Source organism: Geomonas oryzae (assembly GCF_004117875.1).
Lineage (GTDB): Bacteria > Desulfobacterota > Desulfuromonadia > Geobacterales > Geobacteraceae > Geomonas > Geomonas oryzae.
Genome location: NZ_RAHW01000001.1, coordinates 767,551 through 784,707, shown reverse-complemented (window position 1 = coordinate 784,707; position 17,157 = coordinate 767,551). Strand labels below are relative to the sequence as shown.

At 56.3% G+C, this 17,157-nt stretch carries 16 protein-coding genes, 5 tRNA genes and 1 pseudogene; 12 read left to right on the top strand and 10 right to left on the bottom strand.

From position 1 onward, the window contains the following. Complete coding sequence (locus tag D6Z24_RS03530; RefSeq protein ID WP_129125146.1) at positions 1–1,080, top strand: methyltransferase domain-containing protein; 1,080 nt, start codon at positions 1–3, stop codon at positions 1,078–1,080. A gap of 175 nt (positions 1,081–1,255) precedes the next feature. Here the strand turns inward: D6Z24_RS03530 and D6Z24_RS03525 are convergent, their stop codons facing one another. Both D6Z24_RS03525 and D6Z24_RS03520 read right to left on the bottom strand, forming a co-directional pair. Next, positions 1,256–2,236, bottom strand: a complete 981-nt coding sequence (locus D6Z24_RS03525) for a beta-ketoacyl-ACP synthase III (RefSeq protein ID WP_129125145.1) — start codon at positions 2,234–2,236, stop codon at positions 1,256–1,258. Positions 2,237–2,313: 77 nt separating this feature from the next. Beyond that, positions 2,314–2,628: a hypothetical protein gene (locus D6Z24_RS03520; protein WP_129125144.1), complete on the bottom strand. Its 315-nt coding sequence runs from the start codon at positions 2,626–2,628 to the stop codon at positions 2,314–2,316. Positions 2,629–2,769: 141 nt separating this feature from the next. Here D6Z24_RS03520 and D6Z24_RS03515 point away from each other — a divergent pair, with 141 nt between their 5' ends. From D6Z24_RS03515 to D6Z24_RS03490, 7 genes and pseudogenes are all read left to right on the top strand, one after another. Then, positions 2,770–3,306 (top strand): HEAT repeat domain-containing protein, encoded by a 537-nt coding sequence (locus D6Z24_RS03515; protein ID WP_246014552.1) that lies wholly within the window; start codon positions 2,770–2,772, stop codon positions 3,304–3,306. A 206-nt stretch (positions 3,307–3,512) separates the two neighbouring features. Beyond that, positions 3,513–4,874 (top strand): DNA repair protein RadA, encoded by a 1,362-nt coding sequence (radA, locus tag D6Z24_RS03510; RefSeq protein ID WP_129125142.1) that lies wholly within the window; start codon positions 3,513–3,515, stop codon positions 4,872–4,874. A gap of 114 nt (positions 4,875–4,988) precedes the next feature. Next, complete coding sequence (gene dksA / locus D6Z24_RS03505) at positions 4,989–5,345, top strand: RNA polymerase-binding protein DksA (protein WP_129125141.1); 357 nt, start codon at positions 4,989–4,991, stop codon at positions 5,343–5,345. 34 nt (positions 5,346–5,379) lie between these two features. Then, on the top strand, positions 5,380–7,686 hold the full coding sequence (locus D6Z24_RS03500; protein WP_129125140.1) for an ATP-binding protein: 2,307 nt from the start codon (positions 5,380–5,382) through the stop codon (positions 7,684–7,686). A gap of 19 nt (positions 7,687–7,705) precedes the next feature. Next, positions 7,706–7,781 (top strand) — tRNA-Ala (locus D6Z24_RS03495). 34 nt (positions 7,782–7,815) lie between these two features. Beyond that, positions 7,816–8,046, top strand: a pseudogene (locus D6Z24_RS22045) (DUF6538 domain-containing protein); the annotation flags it as partial. Positions 8,047–8,064: 18 nt separating this feature from the next. After that, a complete protein-coding gene (locus D6Z24_RS03490) occupies positions 8,065–9,684 on the top strand; it encodes a site-specific integrase (protein ID WP_129125139.1) in 1,620 nt (539 codons plus the stop codon). 116 nt (positions 9,685–9,800) lie between these two features. Here the strand turns inward: D6Z24_RS03490 and D6Z24_RS03485 are convergent, their stop codons facing one another. Beyond that, positions 9,801–10,352, bottom strand: a complete 552-nt coding sequence (locus D6Z24_RS03485; protein ID WP_129125138.1) for a recombinase family protein — start codon at positions 10,350–10,352, stop codon at positions 9,801–9,803. A gap of 491 nt (positions 10,353–10,843) precedes the next feature. Between D6Z24_RS03485 and D6Z24_RS03480 the strand changes: the two genes are divergently transcribed. The 3 genes from D6Z24_RS03480 to D6Z24_RS03470 all read left to right on the top strand — a co-directional run bounded on the left by D6Z24_RS03480 (position 10,844) and on the right by D6Z24_RS03470 (position 12,611). Next, entirely contained in the window at positions 10,844–11,425 is a 582-nt protein-coding gene (locus tag D6Z24_RS03480; protein WP_129125137.1) for a hypothetical protein, read from the top strand. A gap of 92 nt (positions 11,426–11,517) precedes the next feature. Then, complete coding sequence (locus tag D6Z24_RS03475) at positions 11,518–12,012, top strand: hypothetical protein (protein ID WP_129125136.1); 495 nt, start codon at positions 11,518–11,520, stop codon at positions 12,010–12,012. Beyond that, entirely contained in the window at positions 11,991–12,611 is a 621-nt protein-coding gene (locus D6Z24_RS03470) for a biosynthetic peptidoglycan transglycosylase (RefSeq protein WP_129125135.1), read from the top strand. Before D6Z24_RS03475 ends, D6Z24_RS03470 begins: the two co-directional genes overlap by 22 nt. Positions 12,612–12,831: 220 nt before the next feature. Here the strand turns inward: D6Z24_RS03470 and D6Z24_RS03465 are convergent, their stop codons facing one another. From D6Z24_RS03465 to serS, 7 genes are all read right to left on the bottom strand, one after another. Continuing rightward, the gene (locus D6Z24_RS03465) at positions 12,832–13,344 is read right to left on the bottom strand and encodes a hypothetical protein (RefSeq protein ID WP_129125134.1); all 513 of its coding nucleotides are present in this window, start codon (positions 13,342–13,344) and stop codon (positions 12,832–12,834) included. 796 nt (positions 13,345–14,140) lie between these two features. Then, positions 14,141–14,217, bottom strand: a tRNA-Arg gene (locus D6Z24_RS03460). A 21-nt stretch (positions 14,218–14,238) separates the two neighbouring features. Then, positions 14,239–14,315 (bottom strand) — tRNA-Arg (locus D6Z24_RS03455). 8 nt (positions 14,316–14,323) lie between these two features. Beyond that, positions 14,324–14,800 (bottom strand): DUF2155 domain-containing protein, encoded by a 477-nt coding sequence (locus D6Z24_RS03450; RefSeq protein ID WP_129125133.1) that lies wholly within the window; start codon positions 14,798–14,800, stop codon positions 14,324–14,326. A 55-nt stretch (positions 14,801–14,855) separates the two neighbouring features. After that, positions 14,856–14,948: transfer RNA gene (locus D6Z24_RS03445), tRNA-Ser, on the bottom strand. A gap of 40 nt (positions 14,949–14,988) precedes the next feature. Beyond that, positions 14,989–15,074: transfer RNA gene (locus tag D6Z24_RS03440), tRNA-Ser, on the bottom strand. Between the two features lie 5 nt (positions 15,075–15,079). Then, positions 15,080–16,348 (bottom strand): serine--tRNA ligase, encoded by a 1,269-nt coding sequence (serS, locus tag D6Z24_RS03435; RefSeq protein ID WP_129125132.1) that lies wholly within the window; start codon positions 16,346–16,348, stop codon positions 15,080–15,082. A gap of 118 nt (positions 16,349–16,466) precedes the next feature. Here serS and thpR point away from each other — a divergent pair, with 118 nt between their 5' ends. Next, positions 16,467–17,006: an RNA 2',3'-cyclic phosphodiesterase gene (gene thpR, locus D6Z24_RS03430; RefSeq protein WP_129125131.1), complete on the top strand. Its 540-nt coding sequence runs from the start codon at positions 16,467–16,469 to the stop codon at positions 17,004–17,006. Positions 17,007–17,157: the final 151 nt, after the last annotated feature.

The following is a 17,157-nucleotide window of genomic DNA, read 5'->3' as shown; positions in this document are numbered from 1 at the left end:
ATGCGGCTCTCATTCGTCCCCACGACGGAGCCACAGGAGATCCGGGAGCGCCTGGGGCGGCTTCTTACGCCCGGCTCCCTCCTCGACGACCGGCTCGAACGGCGCATCGCGCGCCTAAAAGAACGCTTCCTGAGCTACGCGGCGAGCTATCCCCTGCCCCTTTGGGCACCCGGCCTCGAGATCACCCCAGAGATGCGCAGCATGACCGAGGCGCTCTTCCCGCTCGCTGATCCGCGCGCCCTGTTCGAAGAGGTGCTGCGGCGCGGCTGCCGTTTCGCCCCTTTGCTCTCCGGCACCTACCTTGAGAGTTCCGCGAGCTGGCTCGACCTGCTGCAGAGACTCTCGCCGCAGCTTACCTGCGCCGATCCGGCGCCGTCCCTGCGCCGGCTCGCCGGCGGCGACACCGCACGCACCGCGTTTCTTTTCGCGCTCATGCTTCCGCAGCATTTCGGCGGCGGCTTCGACCGCTATCCGCGTCAGCTCTCGTGGATTTCGATGTGGATGAAACGGTCGCGCCGTGCAGACGGCATCCGCGTGCTGGACGCCGCCTGCGGCAGCGGCGAAGGGACCTACCAGGTGGCGCAACTGCTTTTAGAGGCTGGAATGGGATTGGGAAGCGCCGTGCACGGCTCCACGCTGGAGCCGATCGAGCTCTTCGCCGGCGCGCACATGTACTTCCCGCACGCTTCCGGACGCGAGCGCGAGTACCGTAACCGCGCGGGGTCGCTCCTTGCGCCGGGTGCCAACGCCCCGGCAATGGAGTTCTACCTGGACCGCGTCGACGCCCCGCCTGCGCGCGAGCCATACGACCTGGTCCTTTGCAACGGTCTTCTGGGCGGTCCCCTGCTGCACGATCCTGATGAGCTCGCCTCCGCCTTCGCCGGGCTGTCCGCGCGGGTTGCTCCCGGCGGATTGCTGCTCGCCGCCGACCGTTTCCACGCCGGCTGGCGTCAGCGCGTTCCCGATGCGGACCTCATCGCCCTGATGCGGGCCCACGGCCTCACCCCGGTCGAGGTCCCCGAAGGGATCGCCGGGAAAAAAGCGGATCCCCCTCTCCCCCCGGGAGAGGGGCAGGGGTGAGGGCGCCGGCAGCGGCAATTTCTCCCTCCGCGGCAACGCCCTCACCCGCCCTTTGGGCACCCTCTCCCGGAGGGAGAGGGGTACTAGCGGAAGTCATCGATCATCAGGAAATAAAAAGGGGACGGAGCATCAAGCCCCATCCCCTTCATTATTGAACCCAGTGCAGAGCAGGCTTTTACGCCCTCAGCAGCACCCCTCCCCAGGAAAGCCCGCCGCCGAAGCCCATCATGAGCACCAGTTCGCCCGGCTTGATCTTCCCGTTTCTGCGATTCTCGTCCAGGGCAAGTCCCACCGACCCCGCCGCCGTGTTGCCGTAGCGGTCCAGGTTGAGCAGGAACTTCTCCTTGGGGATCCCGGTCTTCTTGGAGATGAAGTCGATGATGCGCACGTTCGCCTGGTGCGGGATGATGTGGTCGATATCCTCGGGACGGACACCGCCGCGCTCGGCGAGATCGGTGATGATGCGCGGGATGACGTCGACCGCGAAGGTGAAGACGCTTTTACCCGCCATCTTGAAGGTGTTTTCCTTTGCCGCGATGCTCTCGGCGCTCACCGGCTTTCTCGACCCCGAAGAGGGGACCTGAATCAGCTCCCAACCGCAGCCGTCACTCTGCATCACGCTGTGCAGGATTCCCTTGCCGGAAACCCCGGCTCCAAGGATCACCGCACCCGCGCCGTCGCCGAAAAGAGGCGCGGTCCCGCGGTCGTCAAAGTCGAGGATCTTCGAATAGGTGTCGGCCCCGATCAGGAGCACCTTCTTGTACTTCCCGGACCGGATCAGGTTGTCCGCCATCTCCATGCCGTAGATGTAGCTGCTGCAGACCGCGTTCATATCGAAGGCGAAGGCCCTCGCGGCGCCGATGTTCTTCTGCACCATGCAGGCCGTGGCGGGGAGGATCATGTCGGGGGTGGAGGTGGCGACGATGATGCAGTCGATGTCGAGAGGGTCTACGTCCCCGTTTTCGAGGGCGAGGAGGGCGGCGCTGGTGGCGAGGTCAGAGGTGGCCTCTTCAGCTGCCGAGAAACGCCGTTCACGGATGCCGGTGCGGGAATGGATCCAGTGATCCGCGTCATCCACGAGGTAGTTGAAATAGGAGTTGGGGACAACCCGCGCCGGAACGTAGCCGCCGGTCCCCAGAATTTCCGAACGTATCATGTAGAGAGCGCCTCCTGGCCTCCCGCGTGGACACAGCAGGAAGCGCTCACGTTTATCTCATAATAAAATATTGTTTGTCAATTGTTCCCTTTATAAAAAGCGGCATCCACGACGCCGTAGGCCCAAACGATCATGAAACCGCCCAAAAGGTATTTTACGTAAGGGGCATCCACCTGGATCGCCGCGACCACCTGCTCCGGCGTGAGTCCCCCTTCCCGGCCGGCCACCATGAGCTTGCCTGCGCTTCTGAGTGCTACGAACAGCGCGCCGAGGATGAAGATGTTGTCCAGCAGGATCAGCACCCCTCCCTTGACGCGGCTTCCACGGTAGAGTTGTCCCAGCCCGGGAAGCACCAGGGCGGAAAGTGCAACGGATTTGATCCGGTTCGTCATCGGTTCGTTCTCCTTGTCGGCCACCTTGAACGGTGAACCCTTGTTAAGTAATCTGTCGTTTTGTGTTGTACAGCCGACGGATTTTTGTTAATTTTCGTCGCTATGGACCGAGCCGAACGCATCAAAAGACGCGACGCGATCATGCCGCTGCTCAAGGACCCCGATACCGAGGTACGTCAGGCAGCTTCGCGGGCACTGGAAGCGCTGGAAGCGGCGGAGAGCCTCGAGGAGGTCTTCGACCGCCTGAAGCGGGGCGACCGGGCCACCAAGGTCACCGCCATCTACGCTTTGGGGCGTATCCCCGACGACCGCGTGCTGCAGATACTGAACTACTGCGCCGCAAGGCCGGAGGAGGACATCCGGTGCGCCGCGGTCAGCGTTCTCGGCGAACTGGCGCGCCCCGAGGCGCTTCCCACGCTGGTCGAAAAGCTTGAGGACCCTTCCACCCCGGTGCGCGCCCTTGCCATCGCCGCGCTCTCCCGCTACCGGGATCGCTCGCTCATCCCGAAGCTCGTGCCGTTTCTGGAGGCGAACGACGGCTTCCTCGACGCCGAGGCAGCCCTCACCTTGGGGCGCATCGGTGACGCCACGCTGGCCGAAGCCATCACCAGGCTGCTCGGCTCCCCCCACGACAAAACCCGCGCCGCAGCGGCCACCGCGCTGGCGCAGCTCCCCTAGCCCCCCGCACCGTCTCCCCTCCCACGCAGTTCTCTTTCGTTCAGGGCGCATACGACCGGAAACGAGCGACAGATTCTATCTTAGCCGAGGAAAGCTTGTCAAACGCATACCGCGCCGCGCAGGTAAACGCGCCGTTGTTGACACCTTTTGGCAAAAAGCTTAGTATTACGTAGTTTTTCGGCCCGCCGCTGCGCGTCTGGAGTGATATGGCAAAAGTAAAGGTAAAGACCGGGTTCGTCTGCTCCGACTGCGGTGCGACCTACCCCAAATGGCAGGGGCACTGCTCCGCCTGCGACGCCTGGAGCACCATCAAGGAAGTACGCCTGGGGCCGGAACCACGTCCCGGGCGACGCGACGGTTTCGCCGGAACCACCTCGCCGGTCACCCTCCTCAAAGACGTGCAACTCACCGATGAGCATCGCTTCTCAAGCGGCAGCGAAGAGTTCGACCGGGTGCTCGGGGGAGGCTTCGTCCCCGGCTCGGTCATCCTGATCGGCGGCGACCCCGGCGCGGGGAAAAGCACCATCCTGCTGCAGACCATGTGTCACGCTGCGGAGAGCAGAGAGGTCCTCTACGTCTCCGGCGAGGAATCCCTGCAACAGATCGCCGGGCGGGCCAGGAGGCTGCAGCTTCCCCTCGACCGGGTCAAGATGCTCGCGGAAAGCTCGGTGGAACGGGTGCTGGAAGCCGCCGAGAGCGAACGGCCGGCGGTGGTGGTGATCGATTCGATCCAGGTGATGCAATCGGCCGCGGTAGACGCGGCACCGGGCGGCGTCTCCCAGGTAAGGGAATCGGCCGCCGCCTTCACCTGCTTTGCCAAGACTTCCGGAGTGGTCCTCATCATGGTGGGGCACGTCACCAAAGACCAGGCCCTCGCCGGTCCGATGACGCTCTCCCACATGGTGGACACCCAGGTGATGCTCTCCTCGACCGAGGACGCGCGCTACCGGCTCATGCGCACCACCAAGAACCGCTTCGGCCCGGTGAACGAGCTCGGCGTCTTCGCCATGACCGAGAAGGGGCTGCGGGAGGTGAAGAACCCCTCCGCGATCTTCCTCTCGCGCACCGAGAACGCCGCACCCGGGAGCCTCATCAGCGTCCTTTGGGAAGGGACGAGGCCGCTTCTGGTGGAGATCCAGTCGCTCGTGGTATCCGCTCAATACGGCTCGCCCAGGCGCCTCGGGATCGGACTCGACCAGAACCGCATCGCCATGGTCCTCGCCGTCATCAACAAGCACGGCGGCCTCGTATTGGCGGACCAGGACGTCTTCGTCAACGTCGTCGGCGGTATCCGGGTGCTGGAAACCAGCGCCGACCTGGCGGTAGCCCTCGCCATCGTCTCCAGCTTCAGGAACTCCGTCCTGCCGCAGGATCTCCTCGTCTTCGGAGAGGTCGGGCTTTCGGGCGAGATAAGGCCGGTCTCGAACGGGGAATCGAGACTCAAGGAAGGGGTGAAACACGGCTTTACCCGCGCCATCGTGCCGAAGGGTAACGCCCCCAAGAAGGAGATACCGGGAATGAAGGTGGTGGGAGTCACCTCGCTCTCCGAAGCCCTCGACGCCATCTGAGGCGGCTCCGGGAGCCCGTTTCGTCTCCCGGATCTTTGGTTAAGAGGAAAATTTCACTTTACTAATTTTGAAAAATCCTCTTTAATGTCGTATTGATTAGAAAGGGTAGGTGTCATGAATTCGGAAAAGCTCGAGTACTTCAGAGGAATCCTGCAGGAAGAGAAACGATCGCTCCTGGAAGAAGCTGGCCGGACCGTTATGGAGATGAACTCCGACACGACCAACTTCCCCGACCCGACCGACCGCGCCACCCAGGAGTCGGACCGCACTTTCGAACTGCGCATCCGTGACCGCGAGCGCAAGCTCATCAACAAGATCCAGGAGGCGCTAAACCGTATCGACAACGGCACCTTCGGGATCTGCGAGGTCTGTGAAGAGGACATCAGCGAAGCGCGCCTGAAGGCCCGCCCGGTGACCACCCTCTGCATCGACTGCAAGATGGAGCAGGAAAAGAAAGAAAGATTCCGCTAGATCTCCAATTCACCGTTTGTCTCTCGGAGTTCGCATGGCTGCCCGGAAGGTAGACAACCTGCTGGAGCAAGCGTTGGTCATTGCCCAGTCTTCCGGTCGCTCCCACCAGGCCCGGATCGGCAGCTTGCTCCGATTGGCGGCCCGCACCTTCGGCCTTGCCTCCGCCTCACTTTTCGTCCCCGACCCCACGGAACCGATACTCACCCAGCGTTACCTGGCCGGTGCCTCCGGCATTGCGCAGCGTTGCGCCATTCCTTTCGATATCGGCTGCGCCGGCCGCGCCGCGTCACAGCGGTTCGACGTCTTCTGCACCCACAGCGAGCTGCATCCTGAAGAACGCGGCGGCGCCGAAGCGACAGGCTACCATTCCCTTCCCGTTCTTGATGGCGACGACCGACTGGTCGGCGTGCTCGTGCTCGGCAGCGCGGACGCCTCCCTTTCCCCTGAAAGCCTCGCCCTTTGTAGAAAGTTGCTCCCGGTTTTCAGCCTGACCCTCGCCGCCCTCGCTGCCGCTGAACAGACGCAGGCATCAGGACGCACCATGGCGCTCCTCTCCGGCCTGGGGCATCTACTGGGATCCCCCTCCGCCGCCGGCACCCTGCTCCCAAGGATCGCGAGGCTCTGCACCGGCTCCGGGCTCGCAGGGCTCGCCGTGATCCGCCTGACCCCGAACGGCAGGAGCCGGGGGAGGGTTTTCAAGAGCTGCCAAAGCGGCTTCCGACAGGATCTCGAGGCGCTTCTCGACGCGGAGCAAAAGCTTTCCGCCTGCGCCCTCGCTGCCGGTGCAACACGCACCGATCAGGTTGTGCCAGCCGGAGCAGTTTACCGTGCACTGAGCGCCCCCTTGGGCAGCAACGGCAGCACCATGGGTGCCATCACCCTCTTCGGCGGCCCCGACCTCCTCTCACCCGAGCAGGTCGATGCAGCGGAGACGGTCGCCCGTCTTCTCTCCGGCACCCTTGCCGAAGCCATCTGCAAGGAAAGGGTGGCGAGCCTCGACAGCGAGAACGAGAAGAAGCTGAAGGAGCTCTCGCTGCTTTACCGGCTCAGCAACACCATGCTTTCCACCATCAAGCTGAACAAGCTGATTCACCTAACACTAACCGCGCTCACCTCCGGGCCGACCCCGTTCTTCGACCGCGCCATGCTCTTTCTGACGAACGAGCGTTCCGGTTCGCTGGTCGGCATGCTCGGCGTCACCACCGAGACCTCCCCCCCCCTCTCGATCCCGCAAGGAGGAGGCGAGGACATCCTCTCCAGCCGCTGGGACATCACAGAGGATGAGATGGCGGCACAGCGCGACTCCGACTTTTGCCGCAAGGTGCAGGGGAAGCGACTCCAGTTGGACGGCACCCTCAACATCGCCTCCCAGGCCGTCCTGGAAAAACGCCTGATCTACATCCCCGACGAAGCCGTGATCGGCGCCGATCCCGCCACCGCGCCGCGCACCGCCCTCGCCGCCTCGCCTCTCATCGCCCACGGCCAGACCGTCGGCGTGGTGCTCGTCGACAACGCGCTCACCCAGTCTCCGATCGCCCAGGAGCACCTCCGCTTCCTGCAGCTTTTCACCAACCAAGCAGGCATGGCGATCGAAAACTCGATGCTCTACAACAAGATCGAGGATGCCAACCGCCAGTTGAGCGAGGCGCAGGAGAGCCTGCTCCAGAAGGAGCGTCTGGCCGCCATAGGCGAGATGGCCGCCGGTATCGCCCATGAACTCAAGGGGCCGCTCGTCTCCATCGGCGGCTTCGCCGGGCGACTCGCGCGTAAACTCCCGAAGGAAAGCACGGAATGGGGACATGCCGACCTGATTGTGCGCGAGGTGGTCCGCCTGGAGGGAATCCTTTCCGAGATCCTGCTCTTTTCCAAGAAGACGACCCTCTGTTATACCCGCTGCAACATGGTCGATGTCGTCAAGGAGTCGCTGGCCGTGGTCACGCCCCCCCTTGAAGAGAAGCAGATCCGCATCACCACGAAATTCCCGCGCCAGCACCAAGTACTTTTGGGCGACAGCCAGCAGCTGAAGCAGGTGTTCATCAACATCATCCTGAACTCCCTCGACGCCATGGGCAGCGGCGGAGAGTTGATGGTGCAGGTGCTTTCCTGCGAGCTAGACGGCAAGGAAGCCGTCGCGGTAAAGATCGCCGATACCGGCGGTGGCATCCCGCTCGAGCAGTTGAACAGCATCTTCACGCCGTTTTTCACCACCAAGGAGAGCGGCACCGGACTTGGGCTACCCATCGCCAACCGGATCATCACGAACCACGGCGGCAAGATCCAGATCACGAACCAGCCCGGCCAGGGTGTAGAGTTCCGCATCGTCCTGCCCAAGCACTGGTAATTAGTCTCATCGCAATAATGGGGGTGTAGCTCAGCTGGGAGAGCGATGCGTTCGCAACGCATAGGTCGTCGGTTCGATCCCGATCATCTCCACCAAAAACGGTGTGCAACTTGTTGACTTACAACATGATTGCACTACGCTAATAAAAGGCTCTTTTCGATTGGTCCAGTTTTTGGTACAGTCGGGAGGAGCCTTTTGCTATTTCGCCGAGCGAAAACATATTATCTTCGGATCTGGGTCCCACTAGACTTGCGGGAACGCGTCGGTCAGAAGGAACTGAAGAAAAGTCTGAGGACACGAGACAGGCAGGAGGCAAAAGCTGTAGCTGCCGGGCTTGTGCGTGAAGCAGAAACCGCTTTCTGCAGACTGAGGATTGGGATGCTGACTGACAGGGAACTTGAACAGATAACCGCAAAGCTGGTGGCTGACTTCACTGGGCGGGTTGACCGTCACAGGAAGCAATACCGTGATGCCTTCGATTTTTTCAGCGACGGCGTACCGTTAGGGATCGATCCGAACAGGGACTTGCTGATAACAGAGAAGTCTTTCAGCTACCCAAAGTCGATGAACGATGTCAACTATGTCGTTGACCACTATGCCCAGTCCATCCGTCGCCTCGAAGATGAACTTGCGACTAGCATGTTCAGCCAGGAAACGCGCCTTCTTGCTGCACGCGTTGCGGAGGGGAAGGTCGAAATGCCTTGCGCTGAATGGTTCAATGAAAACGACGATGCTTGGCACTCCCCTCCTACCGTCGCATTCGCACAAATTTGCTCCGCCGTCATTTTAGGGTTGATCGAGAGTTACCGTGCTGAAATGGAACGTGTCCAAGGCAGAAGGACCCCTTCCATCGAAGCCGCTGTTGCTATAAGGGTCGAGCAGGCGAAACCTAAGAAGAAACTCTGTGACCTGTGGGAGTCCTACAAAAAAGACCGCCTGGCGGTCAAAAGCTGGGCTCCGAGCACCCTTGCTAAGTACGAAGGCTTCTTTTCCGTGTTTCTCGATATTCTCGGCGACTGTGAGATCGTTGCTTTCGAGGAGGATGGTGCTGCAGCAGATTTCATCGAAAACCTGCAGAAATACCCAAGAGGGAAAAACCAGATCACCAGCCCCTACAGGGGGAAACCCTTTTCCCCTTTGTGGTCCATGCAACCCGGCTTCAAGGGTCTGCAACGTGCACAGCTCAATGACATGTTGATCCAGCTGTGCGCCTGGTTTGAGTATGCGCTGGAAACACCCAAGGTCTGGGGGCTTACGCACAACCCCCTGAAGGGCAGACGTTTGCCCGAAACAGAATCAGATAGAAAACCGAAGTCGGCATACACTTCCGACGAGATCGTCAAGCTTATAGCGGGGCTGATGAAGCAGCGCCCCCTTGTTCAACCCGAACGGTTCTGGGTCCCTTTAATCGGCCTTCTTTCTGGTGCCAGGATCAGTGAGATCTGCCAGCTCCACGTCGCGGATATCAAAAATGCAGAGGGGCTATGGCACTTCCATTTTCGTCACGAACCTGAAGCACTACTACGCACGAAGGGGAGGAAGAGCCGCCACTGCCCTATCCACCCCACACTTATCAGCCTTGGTTTTGTTGACTACGTTTCTAAGCAACAGGCTGCTGGCAGCACGTTGCTCTTCTCCAACCTGAAACCGTTTAAGGGTAAGTGGAGCCAGTTTCTCGGGAAGTGGTACAACGAGACCTTCGAGCCTAAGTTCATCAGCTCCGCTGCGGACAAATCCTTCCACAGCACCCGCCACTCCTTCATCAGTTGGTTTAAGGCCAACAGCGAGATGTCTTTGCACAACCTGAGCGTCTTGAAAAGTATAGTGGGCCATCTCGATAATATCGACAGGGCACTGATCGGCATCAACCTGGATCACGACATGACCTGGGGAGAGAAAAACTATGGTGACAGGCACAGCCTGAAGGTGCAGTACGCCTTGCTGAAGAAGCTCAATTATGGTGTGGATTTTTCCTGCCTGAAAGCGCGGCTTAAATAAAATCGCCGCCTTTTGCTGTGACTCCCGAAGGGTTCAGCGACCAAACAGTTCATGCCGTAGGCCCCCCGCCGCTAGCCACGGGTGGAAGTTTCTGTTTAGTTTCTTTTGCCTCTCAATTACCTTGCCGTTTTCACGATCCGATACACGCTGGCGATCCCGATTCCCAGCCGGTCCGCCACTGCTTGCTTTGTCATCCCTTGCGACAGCAGTGCAACAACCTCCCCCTCTTTTGCCCTTGCCGTTGCCTTACGGCCTTTATATTTTCCTGCGGCCTTCGCTGCACGGATTCCTTCCCGCTGCCTCTCAAGCATGAGTTCACGTTCAAAAGTTGCAATTGCGGCCAACATGGTGAGCATTAATTTGCCAGTTGGGGTGGATGTGTCGAGGTTGATGTTCAGGCACCTGAATGCGACCCCCTTCGCTGTAAGGGTATTCACTATATCAAGGACGTCCTTCGTACTCCTACCGATCCGATCTAGTTTTGTGCATACGACGGTATCGCCTTCTCTGCAGTATTCCAGCATCCTCGCCAATTCTGGGCGATTCGGGTCTACAGCACTTCGCTGCTCGCTGAATATCTTATTGCACCCTTCAACTTTTAATGTGTCCACCTGCGGCTGGATATGCTGATCTGTCGTGCTCGTCCTAGCGTAACCTATTAACGACATGGCACCCCCCCTCTCAATTAAATCTTTGATGTAGAGATAATACCATATCAAATAACGCTTTGCCACTTCAGTGATAGGATATTTCGCGCACCTGCACCCCTATCAATAGCCCTTGGGCTATTGATAGATTTAATATCGGCTCTTCCGGCTTTTCCGTGGGCAACGTTTTCAATCTGGCCCCGCCGAGGTGGAAGGGCAGGCTGCCTTACGTTGAGGGGAAGTGGATCCCAACTTTGATCCAAAAGTTGATATTCGACCTGGCTGCCATGACCGGATCCCCAATTACGGCCTCGAACACGGATTTCCGCTTGCCCTGATGCGATCTTTGTTCTAAGGTGCCGTTAATAAGTTTCGGCGTTACCAAAACGGGGATTTACGGGAAGATATCAATACTGGCTATCTAATGTGCACAGACTAATCATCCTTTTTTGGGTGGATCACCAGTTCACGCGCACGCGTGAACCGCTCAATTAGGAGTTAGGTGGGTGAATATGAATGACGAAACTCGAAAATTTTTAGAAGATGAAAGATTCGAATCGTTATTTGAATCGCTGTATGCGACACATAAACCTGTTGGGACCGATATACCAGCTCAAACTTTTCAGGCAATTGGAAAGATAATCGTAACCTTCCAGCGACTCGAAATGATAATTCGCGATTTTATTGCCATTCTTGCCAATATGGCTGATGACCAAAATCTTGTGAATATACTCACTGTCAAATCATCATTTTCTAACCTACTGGCCACTTTATCGGCACTAGCTACTGAGAAAGGATTTCACAGGGTTGATGATCTTAATTGTGTATTGAAAAAAGCAGATAAAGCAGAGGATATTCGTAACCAAATCACACACTCAGTGTGGTCAAGCGGGCCAAGGTTCAAGACATGCATTGGTAGAAAAGGTTTAGTTCACCAGTCTGAGATGTATGAAGAGGGTGAGCTAGAGAGAATCTCCATTCAAATTAGGAAAATAGGAACTTCAATGGAAGCACTATATTTTGACTACATCATGAAGCAACACAAAGAGGGCAAAACTCCCAGCGGAGTGCGATTTATTGGACCGAACACCTAACTAGGGCCTTGGACGCCGACCGGGGCTGGAAAATGCCCGGCGCGGGTCAAGGCCCGGCCCGTTGAATGCCCCAATAATTAAGGAGTATGTACTTGAACTTTAATTCATTTTGTTCCGACACCCTTGCCACGATGATAGGGGGCATTTTCCTCACGCTTCTTTTCTTCTGGTTACGTGAAAAAATTTTTCCTCTACCCAAAGTAACCGGTCGCTGGCACTTCGAGATTTGCACAGTTCACACTGCATATAAGCCATACGAGAATATGGTTTTGCGGTACGTGGCGATGTTATGGCGGGAGGGAAATCGAATCGAGGGAACAGTTGAAAAAATCTACGAAAACTCGTCAACGGGAGAACGTGATTTCGTTGGAAAGAACCGTACTAGAGGAGAGGCTACAGGGTACATAGAGAAAAATTACTTCGCTAAGGATCGTATTTTTTTGCACATTGTCGAAAATGGACACGGTCGCGAGTCTACCAATTTTTATGAACTAATTCTAGATTCAAACGAAGAAATGTCCGGCACGTTCAGCTCAATGGTGGCCAATCAAGATGGCAGTGCAAAATGGAGACGCAAAGAATTTTAAAATATATCATCTATGCAATGTCACTTCCTCATATAGTGATGTCAAAAGTTGCCGAGCATCTCAAGATAGAATCTCTTGAAATTGACCTACACCGTTGTTTAGAGGTCATTGATATACATGGCATGAGCGTGCCACCGGTTTTCGTTGAGGCCTTAATTACTGCGGAAGATCATCGTAGCAATTTGCACCCCGGCATTGACCCAATCGCAATGCTTCGAGCACTCAAGGAACGTATATCCAAAGGTAATATTCAGGGGGCGAGCACTATTGAACAACAATTTGTGCGCGTCGTAACGGCTAGATACGAGTGCACTATTTCGAGGAAAATCAGGGAACAGATGCTCGCCATATCGCTGTCGAACCGTAGGCCAAAGCCCGCAATTGCATCCGCATACATGTCAATTGCATTTTTCGGCTCTGGATGCATAGGCCTTAAAGGTTTGAAGCGGCAATTCGGTAGTGATCTTACCAAAGTAAGTGATGGACAAGCATTGAAGTTTGTTGCACAACTCAAGTATCCACGCCCACTTGTGCCTTCGGCGACTTGGCAAATGAAAATTGATCGCCGGGTGCGCATTCTGAGTAATATGCGAGCCTGAGGGAAGCAGCTTTCATGTGGGTATTGAAGATTCTAAAATGAGGAACTAACTACGTTTTCAACAAGGCTTACGACCTGCCCTAAAACCCGGCAGGTCAAAGCCATACTCGTTGAATGCCAAATTTCAGTAAAAAGTTGGCTTTCACAGGAACGCAGTATCCCTGCAAAAATATAAGGGGGTACGGCATTTTTGTTACAGAGGAAATATTTTACCTAATATCTTAACAGCCATGTATCCTTTTCTTATTCAATGCCTTCAGGTTACCAAAAATTTCGTTGTCTGTATGCCGATGCATTTCTGGATACTGCTGGCACAGATACATTGATAGTCCATTGATATCATATATCCGTTTGACATTCACTGAATTGGGGTAATGTCCTTCAACGGGACCAAGTCCCCTATCCTCCTGATACTCAAATATCTCCTTATCCTTTTCGTCATGCTGTTTTCTCTTAAAGGCCCATGCAAGTCGTTGTTCTATCAATTTGATATCAAGAGGATCACCTGATGATGTCAATAACAGATGTACATGAGGTGTGTTGTACTCAGAGTATACGCCATAGAAACCGCATTGGTATGGAACTTTAGTTACTTTTTTTAGTGTGTGTTTGAGCTTTGATTCTAACATGTATGGATCGTATTCTGCTCCTAAGCTGATGGTTGCAAACAATTCAAAATCATATTCACATAGCCATTCAGAGAACGTTTCTTCATACAATTGGTTAGTTATCATTTCAGTTCCTTGAATTTTGGGTATAGTTTTAATCTGGCGATGGCATTTGCTACCGCAGTTTAAAGCACTGGAGCAGTTAACGGTGCTTCGCCTTTGGTGCCCATGCTCCACCGTCAATTGCATGGTACCGGTACTCAGCGAAATTTTCCCTTCCATTTCTTTTATACCCAGAACTCAACAAAATTATTTATGAACTTAAAAATGTTGTTTAACCGTCTTTACTACTGGGCGTCCCAGCGTTTCCCGTCCCAAACTGGTAACTGCTTATATACCCCCGATTGGCCATGTTTTATGTTTGTTTTTTTACCGCCACCACCTCCTACAATAAAACACCACCAGTTATGCAAAACGGGCGCAGTAGACTTAAATTGGTTGTCCACTGTGCCCGTTTTTGGTACAGTCTAACTACAGAAAGCACCAATTCCAAAGAGTCTGGAGACAAGGGTAAATCACCGTAATTCAAGCCGTTGCAAGATTTTACGGTTTACACCCGATCATCTCCACCAATAGGAACAGGCACTTGCGACATATCGCAGGTGCCTGTTTTTGTAATGGCTCCTTGCCCGCGCTTACACCAGTTCAAAACTTTTTGCTTGCGGTTCGCCTGGTATACCCCTTGTAAGATTAAAATTTTACAAAGGAGGTGCCGAATGCCATACGACGAGACAGACGACCCCGGGTTGATAGCTTGTCCGAAGCCGTGCTAGCAGCGTTCACCCCCGAGATGTACAGACACATGATTGCTGTTTATAAACGAACAAAGGGTCAGGTGAAATCACCTGACCCTTTGCTTTGATGGCGCGCCCGAAGAGATTCGAACTCCTGGCCCCAAGATTCGTAGTCTTGTGCTCTATCCAGCTGAGCTACGGGCGCAAACTGCTGTGCTGCGTTTTATGGCGCGCTCGGAGAGATTCGAACTCCCGACCTACGGATTCGTAGTCCGTTGCTCTATCCAGCTGAGCTACGAGCGCATTCTTTATCAACTGGCCGGCATGTAGTCGACCAGGGTGAAACCGTACTGCGGATGCTGGTAGGCATGCGCGGTGGGGTACAGCGAAAACAGCCACCCCTTGTAAATCTCCTTCCCGTTCTCCCGGATCACCAGCTGTGCCGCCGGGTTCACCAGGTCGTTCGACTGGGAAGTGAGGGTGGTGCCTTCCATCACGAAGTGCGGCAGGAACGTTTCCACCTTGAGCGTCAGATCCGATCCGGGAAGCTTGAAGTCGGAGCCTATGTTCAGGGTGTAAACCTTCTTCAGGTGGGCGTTCTTGTCGGCGACCCTGATCTGGACCGCCTTCCATTTGCCTTTCACCTGATCCGGAACCACAACAACCGAGGGAGCCTTTGCCGGGCTCGGTCTGTTTGCTTCCGGTTTCTGCTTCCCCTTATCGTTGCATCCTGTCGCGAAAGATAATGCTACCAGGGATAAAACCAGCAGTTTCAGCAACACCTTCACCAAAACCTCCGCTGACTGCAACAACCTTCAAGGCACTGCGTGCTGCAAAAAAAAGTGGCGGAGAGCGAGGGATTCGAACCCTCGATACCGGTTTCCCAGTATACACGCTTAGCAGGCGTGCGCCTTCGACCTACTCGGCCAGCTCTCCGTTTCAAACCGTACTGCTATTTCGTACTGCTAAAACCTATTGGCGGAGGAAGTAGGATTCGAACCCACGGAACTTTCGTTCAACGGTTTTCAAGACCGCCGCCTTCAACCACTCGGCCATTCCTCCAAAGCCTAGCTGATGCGCTCCGCTCCGCCCATGTAGGGCCTGAGCGCCTCGGGGATCAGCACCGAACCGTCGGCCTGCTGGTAGTTTTCCAGCACCGCCACTACGGTCCTTCCGACTGCGAGACCCGAGCCGTTCAGCGTGTGGACAAATTCCGGCTTCGCCTTCTCGTCCGGGCGGAAACGAATGCCTGCCCGACGCGCCTGAAAATCTTCGAAACAGCTACAGGAGGAGATCTCACGGTAGCAGTTCTGCCCCGGCAGCCAAACCTCGATGTCGAAGGTCTTGGCGGCGGAGAAACCGATGTCACCCGTGCACAGCTCCACGACCCGGTAAGGTATCTGCAACCTGCGCAGCACCTCCTCGGCGTGGCCGAGCAGCTTCTGCAACTCCTGGTAGGATTCCTCGGGGGAGGTGAACTTGACCAGCTCGACCTTGTTGAACTGGTGCTGCCTGATCAAGCCGCGGGTGTCTTTGCCGTACGAACCGGCCTCCTTACGGAAGCAGGGGGTGTAGGCGCAGTATGAAATCGGCAGGTCGGATCCTTTGAGAATCTCGCCGCGATGGATGTTGGTAACCGGAACCTCAGCCGTGGGGATGAGAAAAAAATCGACCCCTTCCAGATGGAAGAGATCTTCCTCAAACTTGGGCAGTTGGCCCGTACCGGTCATGCTGTCCCTGTTTACCATAAAGGGCGGGAGCATTTCAATATAATTGTGCTCGCCGGTATGCAGGTCCAGCATGAAGTTGATGAGCGCCCTTTCGAGCCTTGCACCGGCCCCTTTATAAAGGGTGAAACGCGCGCCTGTGAGCTTTGCGCCGCGCTCGAAATCCAGTATGCCGAGGCTCTCACCCAGTTCCCAGTGCGGTTTGGGCTCGAAAGAGTAGCTCGGGATCTCACCTTCAAGGCGGACCACCACGTTCTCTTCCTCGGACTTACCCACCGGGGTCGTCTCATTCGGTATGTTCGGGACGGTAAGGAGGAAGGATTGCAGTTCCTCTTCCACGCCCTTCAGTTCTTCGTCGATCCCCTTGATCTGCTGGGAGACCTCGCGCATCTGCGCCTTTTTATCCCCGGCCTGGCTCTTGTCCTGGAGGCGGGCTATCTCTTCGGTAACCTTGTTGCGCAGCGCCTTGAGCGTTTCACCCTGCAGCAGGAGTTCGCGACGACGCTCGTCCAGCTCCTTGAAGCGGACAAGACTGATCCCCTCGCCTCTGGTCTTGAGACGTGCTTCGACAGTATCCAGATTTTCACGTAAGTATCTAGCGTCAAGCATGGGTGGGCGCCTTTACTTTCAGATCACCAAAGCTATACTGTCTAGCATTCTCGCCCTGGTTAGTCAACCATTTTTTTGCGCCTACTGCAAACAGAGCTTCGCGCTGACAGGAGGAACCGTGGCCAGGCTTTTCATAGCGATAGAACTTCCCGATGAGATAAAGGAGACTCTCTCATCTTTTTGCTGTGATCTGCCGGGTATGCGCTGGGTGCCGACGGACCAGATACATCTCACCCTGCGCTTTCTGGGCGACGTGCAGCCAAAAGAGGCGGCCGGACTCAAGGAAGCCTTGGCCGCGATCGCCTTTGCGCCTTTTCCGCTTACCGTGCAGGGGGTCGGGCACTTCCCTCCCCACGGGCATCCGAGGGTGCTCTGGATCGGCCTTGAGGAATCGCGCCCCCTTCTCGAACTGCAGCAGCGAATAGAAACGGCCGTAGCCGGAGCCGGCATCGTACCGGAGGAGCGACGTTTTTCACCACACATAACGATCGCCCGCATTAAGGAAAACGCTTCCGCCGCGGTGAAGCTTTTCGAGGTCAAACATCGCCAACTCAGCTTTCCGCCTTTCACCGTCGAAGACTTCATCCTCTTCTCGAGTGTCCTGAGCCCGAAAGGGGCGACGCATCGCAGGGAGCGGACTTTCCGCTCCCGATCCTGACGCCGGCACCTCGACAAGGGGAGCCCGCCGTCAAAATACCGTCAGAAAACCTGGTTGGCGTCGATCTTCCGCTACCCCTCTCCCCGCGTCTGGTCCTGAACGCTTAAATATCCGAAAAAAGGCCCGAGGACCTGGCAAAGAACCACGTGTA

Bases quoted from the DNA above. Each gene is read 5' to 3' on its own strand.
- D6Z24_RS03530 (WP_129125146.1), top strand. From the start codon at position 1: ATGCGGCTCTCATTCGTCCCCACGACGGAGCCACAGGAGATCCGGGAG.
- D6Z24_RS03525 (WP_129125145.1), bottom strand. From the start codon at position 2,236: ATGATACGTTCGGAAATTCTGGGGACCGGCGGCTACGTTCCGGCGCGG.
- D6Z24_RS03520 (WP_129125144.1), bottom strand. From the start codon at position 2,628: ATGACGAACCGGATCAAATCCGTTGCACTTTCCGCCCTGGTGCTTCCC.
- D6Z24_RS03515 (WP_246014552.1), top strand. From the start codon at position 2,770: ATGCCGCTGCTCAAGGACCCCGATACCGAGGTACGTCAGGCAGCTTCG.
- radA (WP_129125142.1), top strand. From the start codon at position 3,513: ATGGCAAAAGTAAAGGTAAAGACCGGGTTCGTCTGCTCCGACTGCGGT.
- dksA (WP_129125141.1), top strand. From the start codon at position 4,989: ATGAATTCGGAAAAGCTCGAGTACTTCAGAGGAATCCTGCAGGAAGAG.
- D6Z24_RS03500 (WP_129125140.1), top strand. From the start codon at position 5,380: ATGGCTGCCCGGAAGGTAGACAACCTGCTGGAGCAAGCGTTGGTCATT.
- D6Z24_RS03490 (WP_129125139.1), top strand. From the start codon at position 8,065: ATGCTGACTGACAGGGAACTTGAACAGATAACCGCAAAGCTGGTGGCT.
- D6Z24_RS03485 (WP_129125138.1), bottom strand. From the start codon at position 10,352: ATGTCGTTAATAGGTTACGCTAGGACGAGCACGACAGATCAGCATATC.
- D6Z24_RS03480 (WP_129125137.1), top strand. From the start codon at position 10,844: ATGAATGACGAAACTCGAAAATTTTTAGAAGATGAAAGATTCGAATCG.
- D6Z24_RS03470 (WP_129125135.1), top strand. From the start codon at position 11,991: ATGGAGACGCAAAGAATTTTAAAATATATCATCTATGCAATGTCACTT.
- D6Z24_RS03465 (WP_129125134.1), bottom strand. From the start codon at position 13,344: ATGATAACTAACCAATTGTATGAAGAAACGTTCTCTGAATGGCTATGT.
- serS (WP_129125132.1), bottom strand. From the start codon at position 16,348: ATGCTTGACGCTAGATACTTACGTGAAAATCTGGATACTGTCGAAGCA.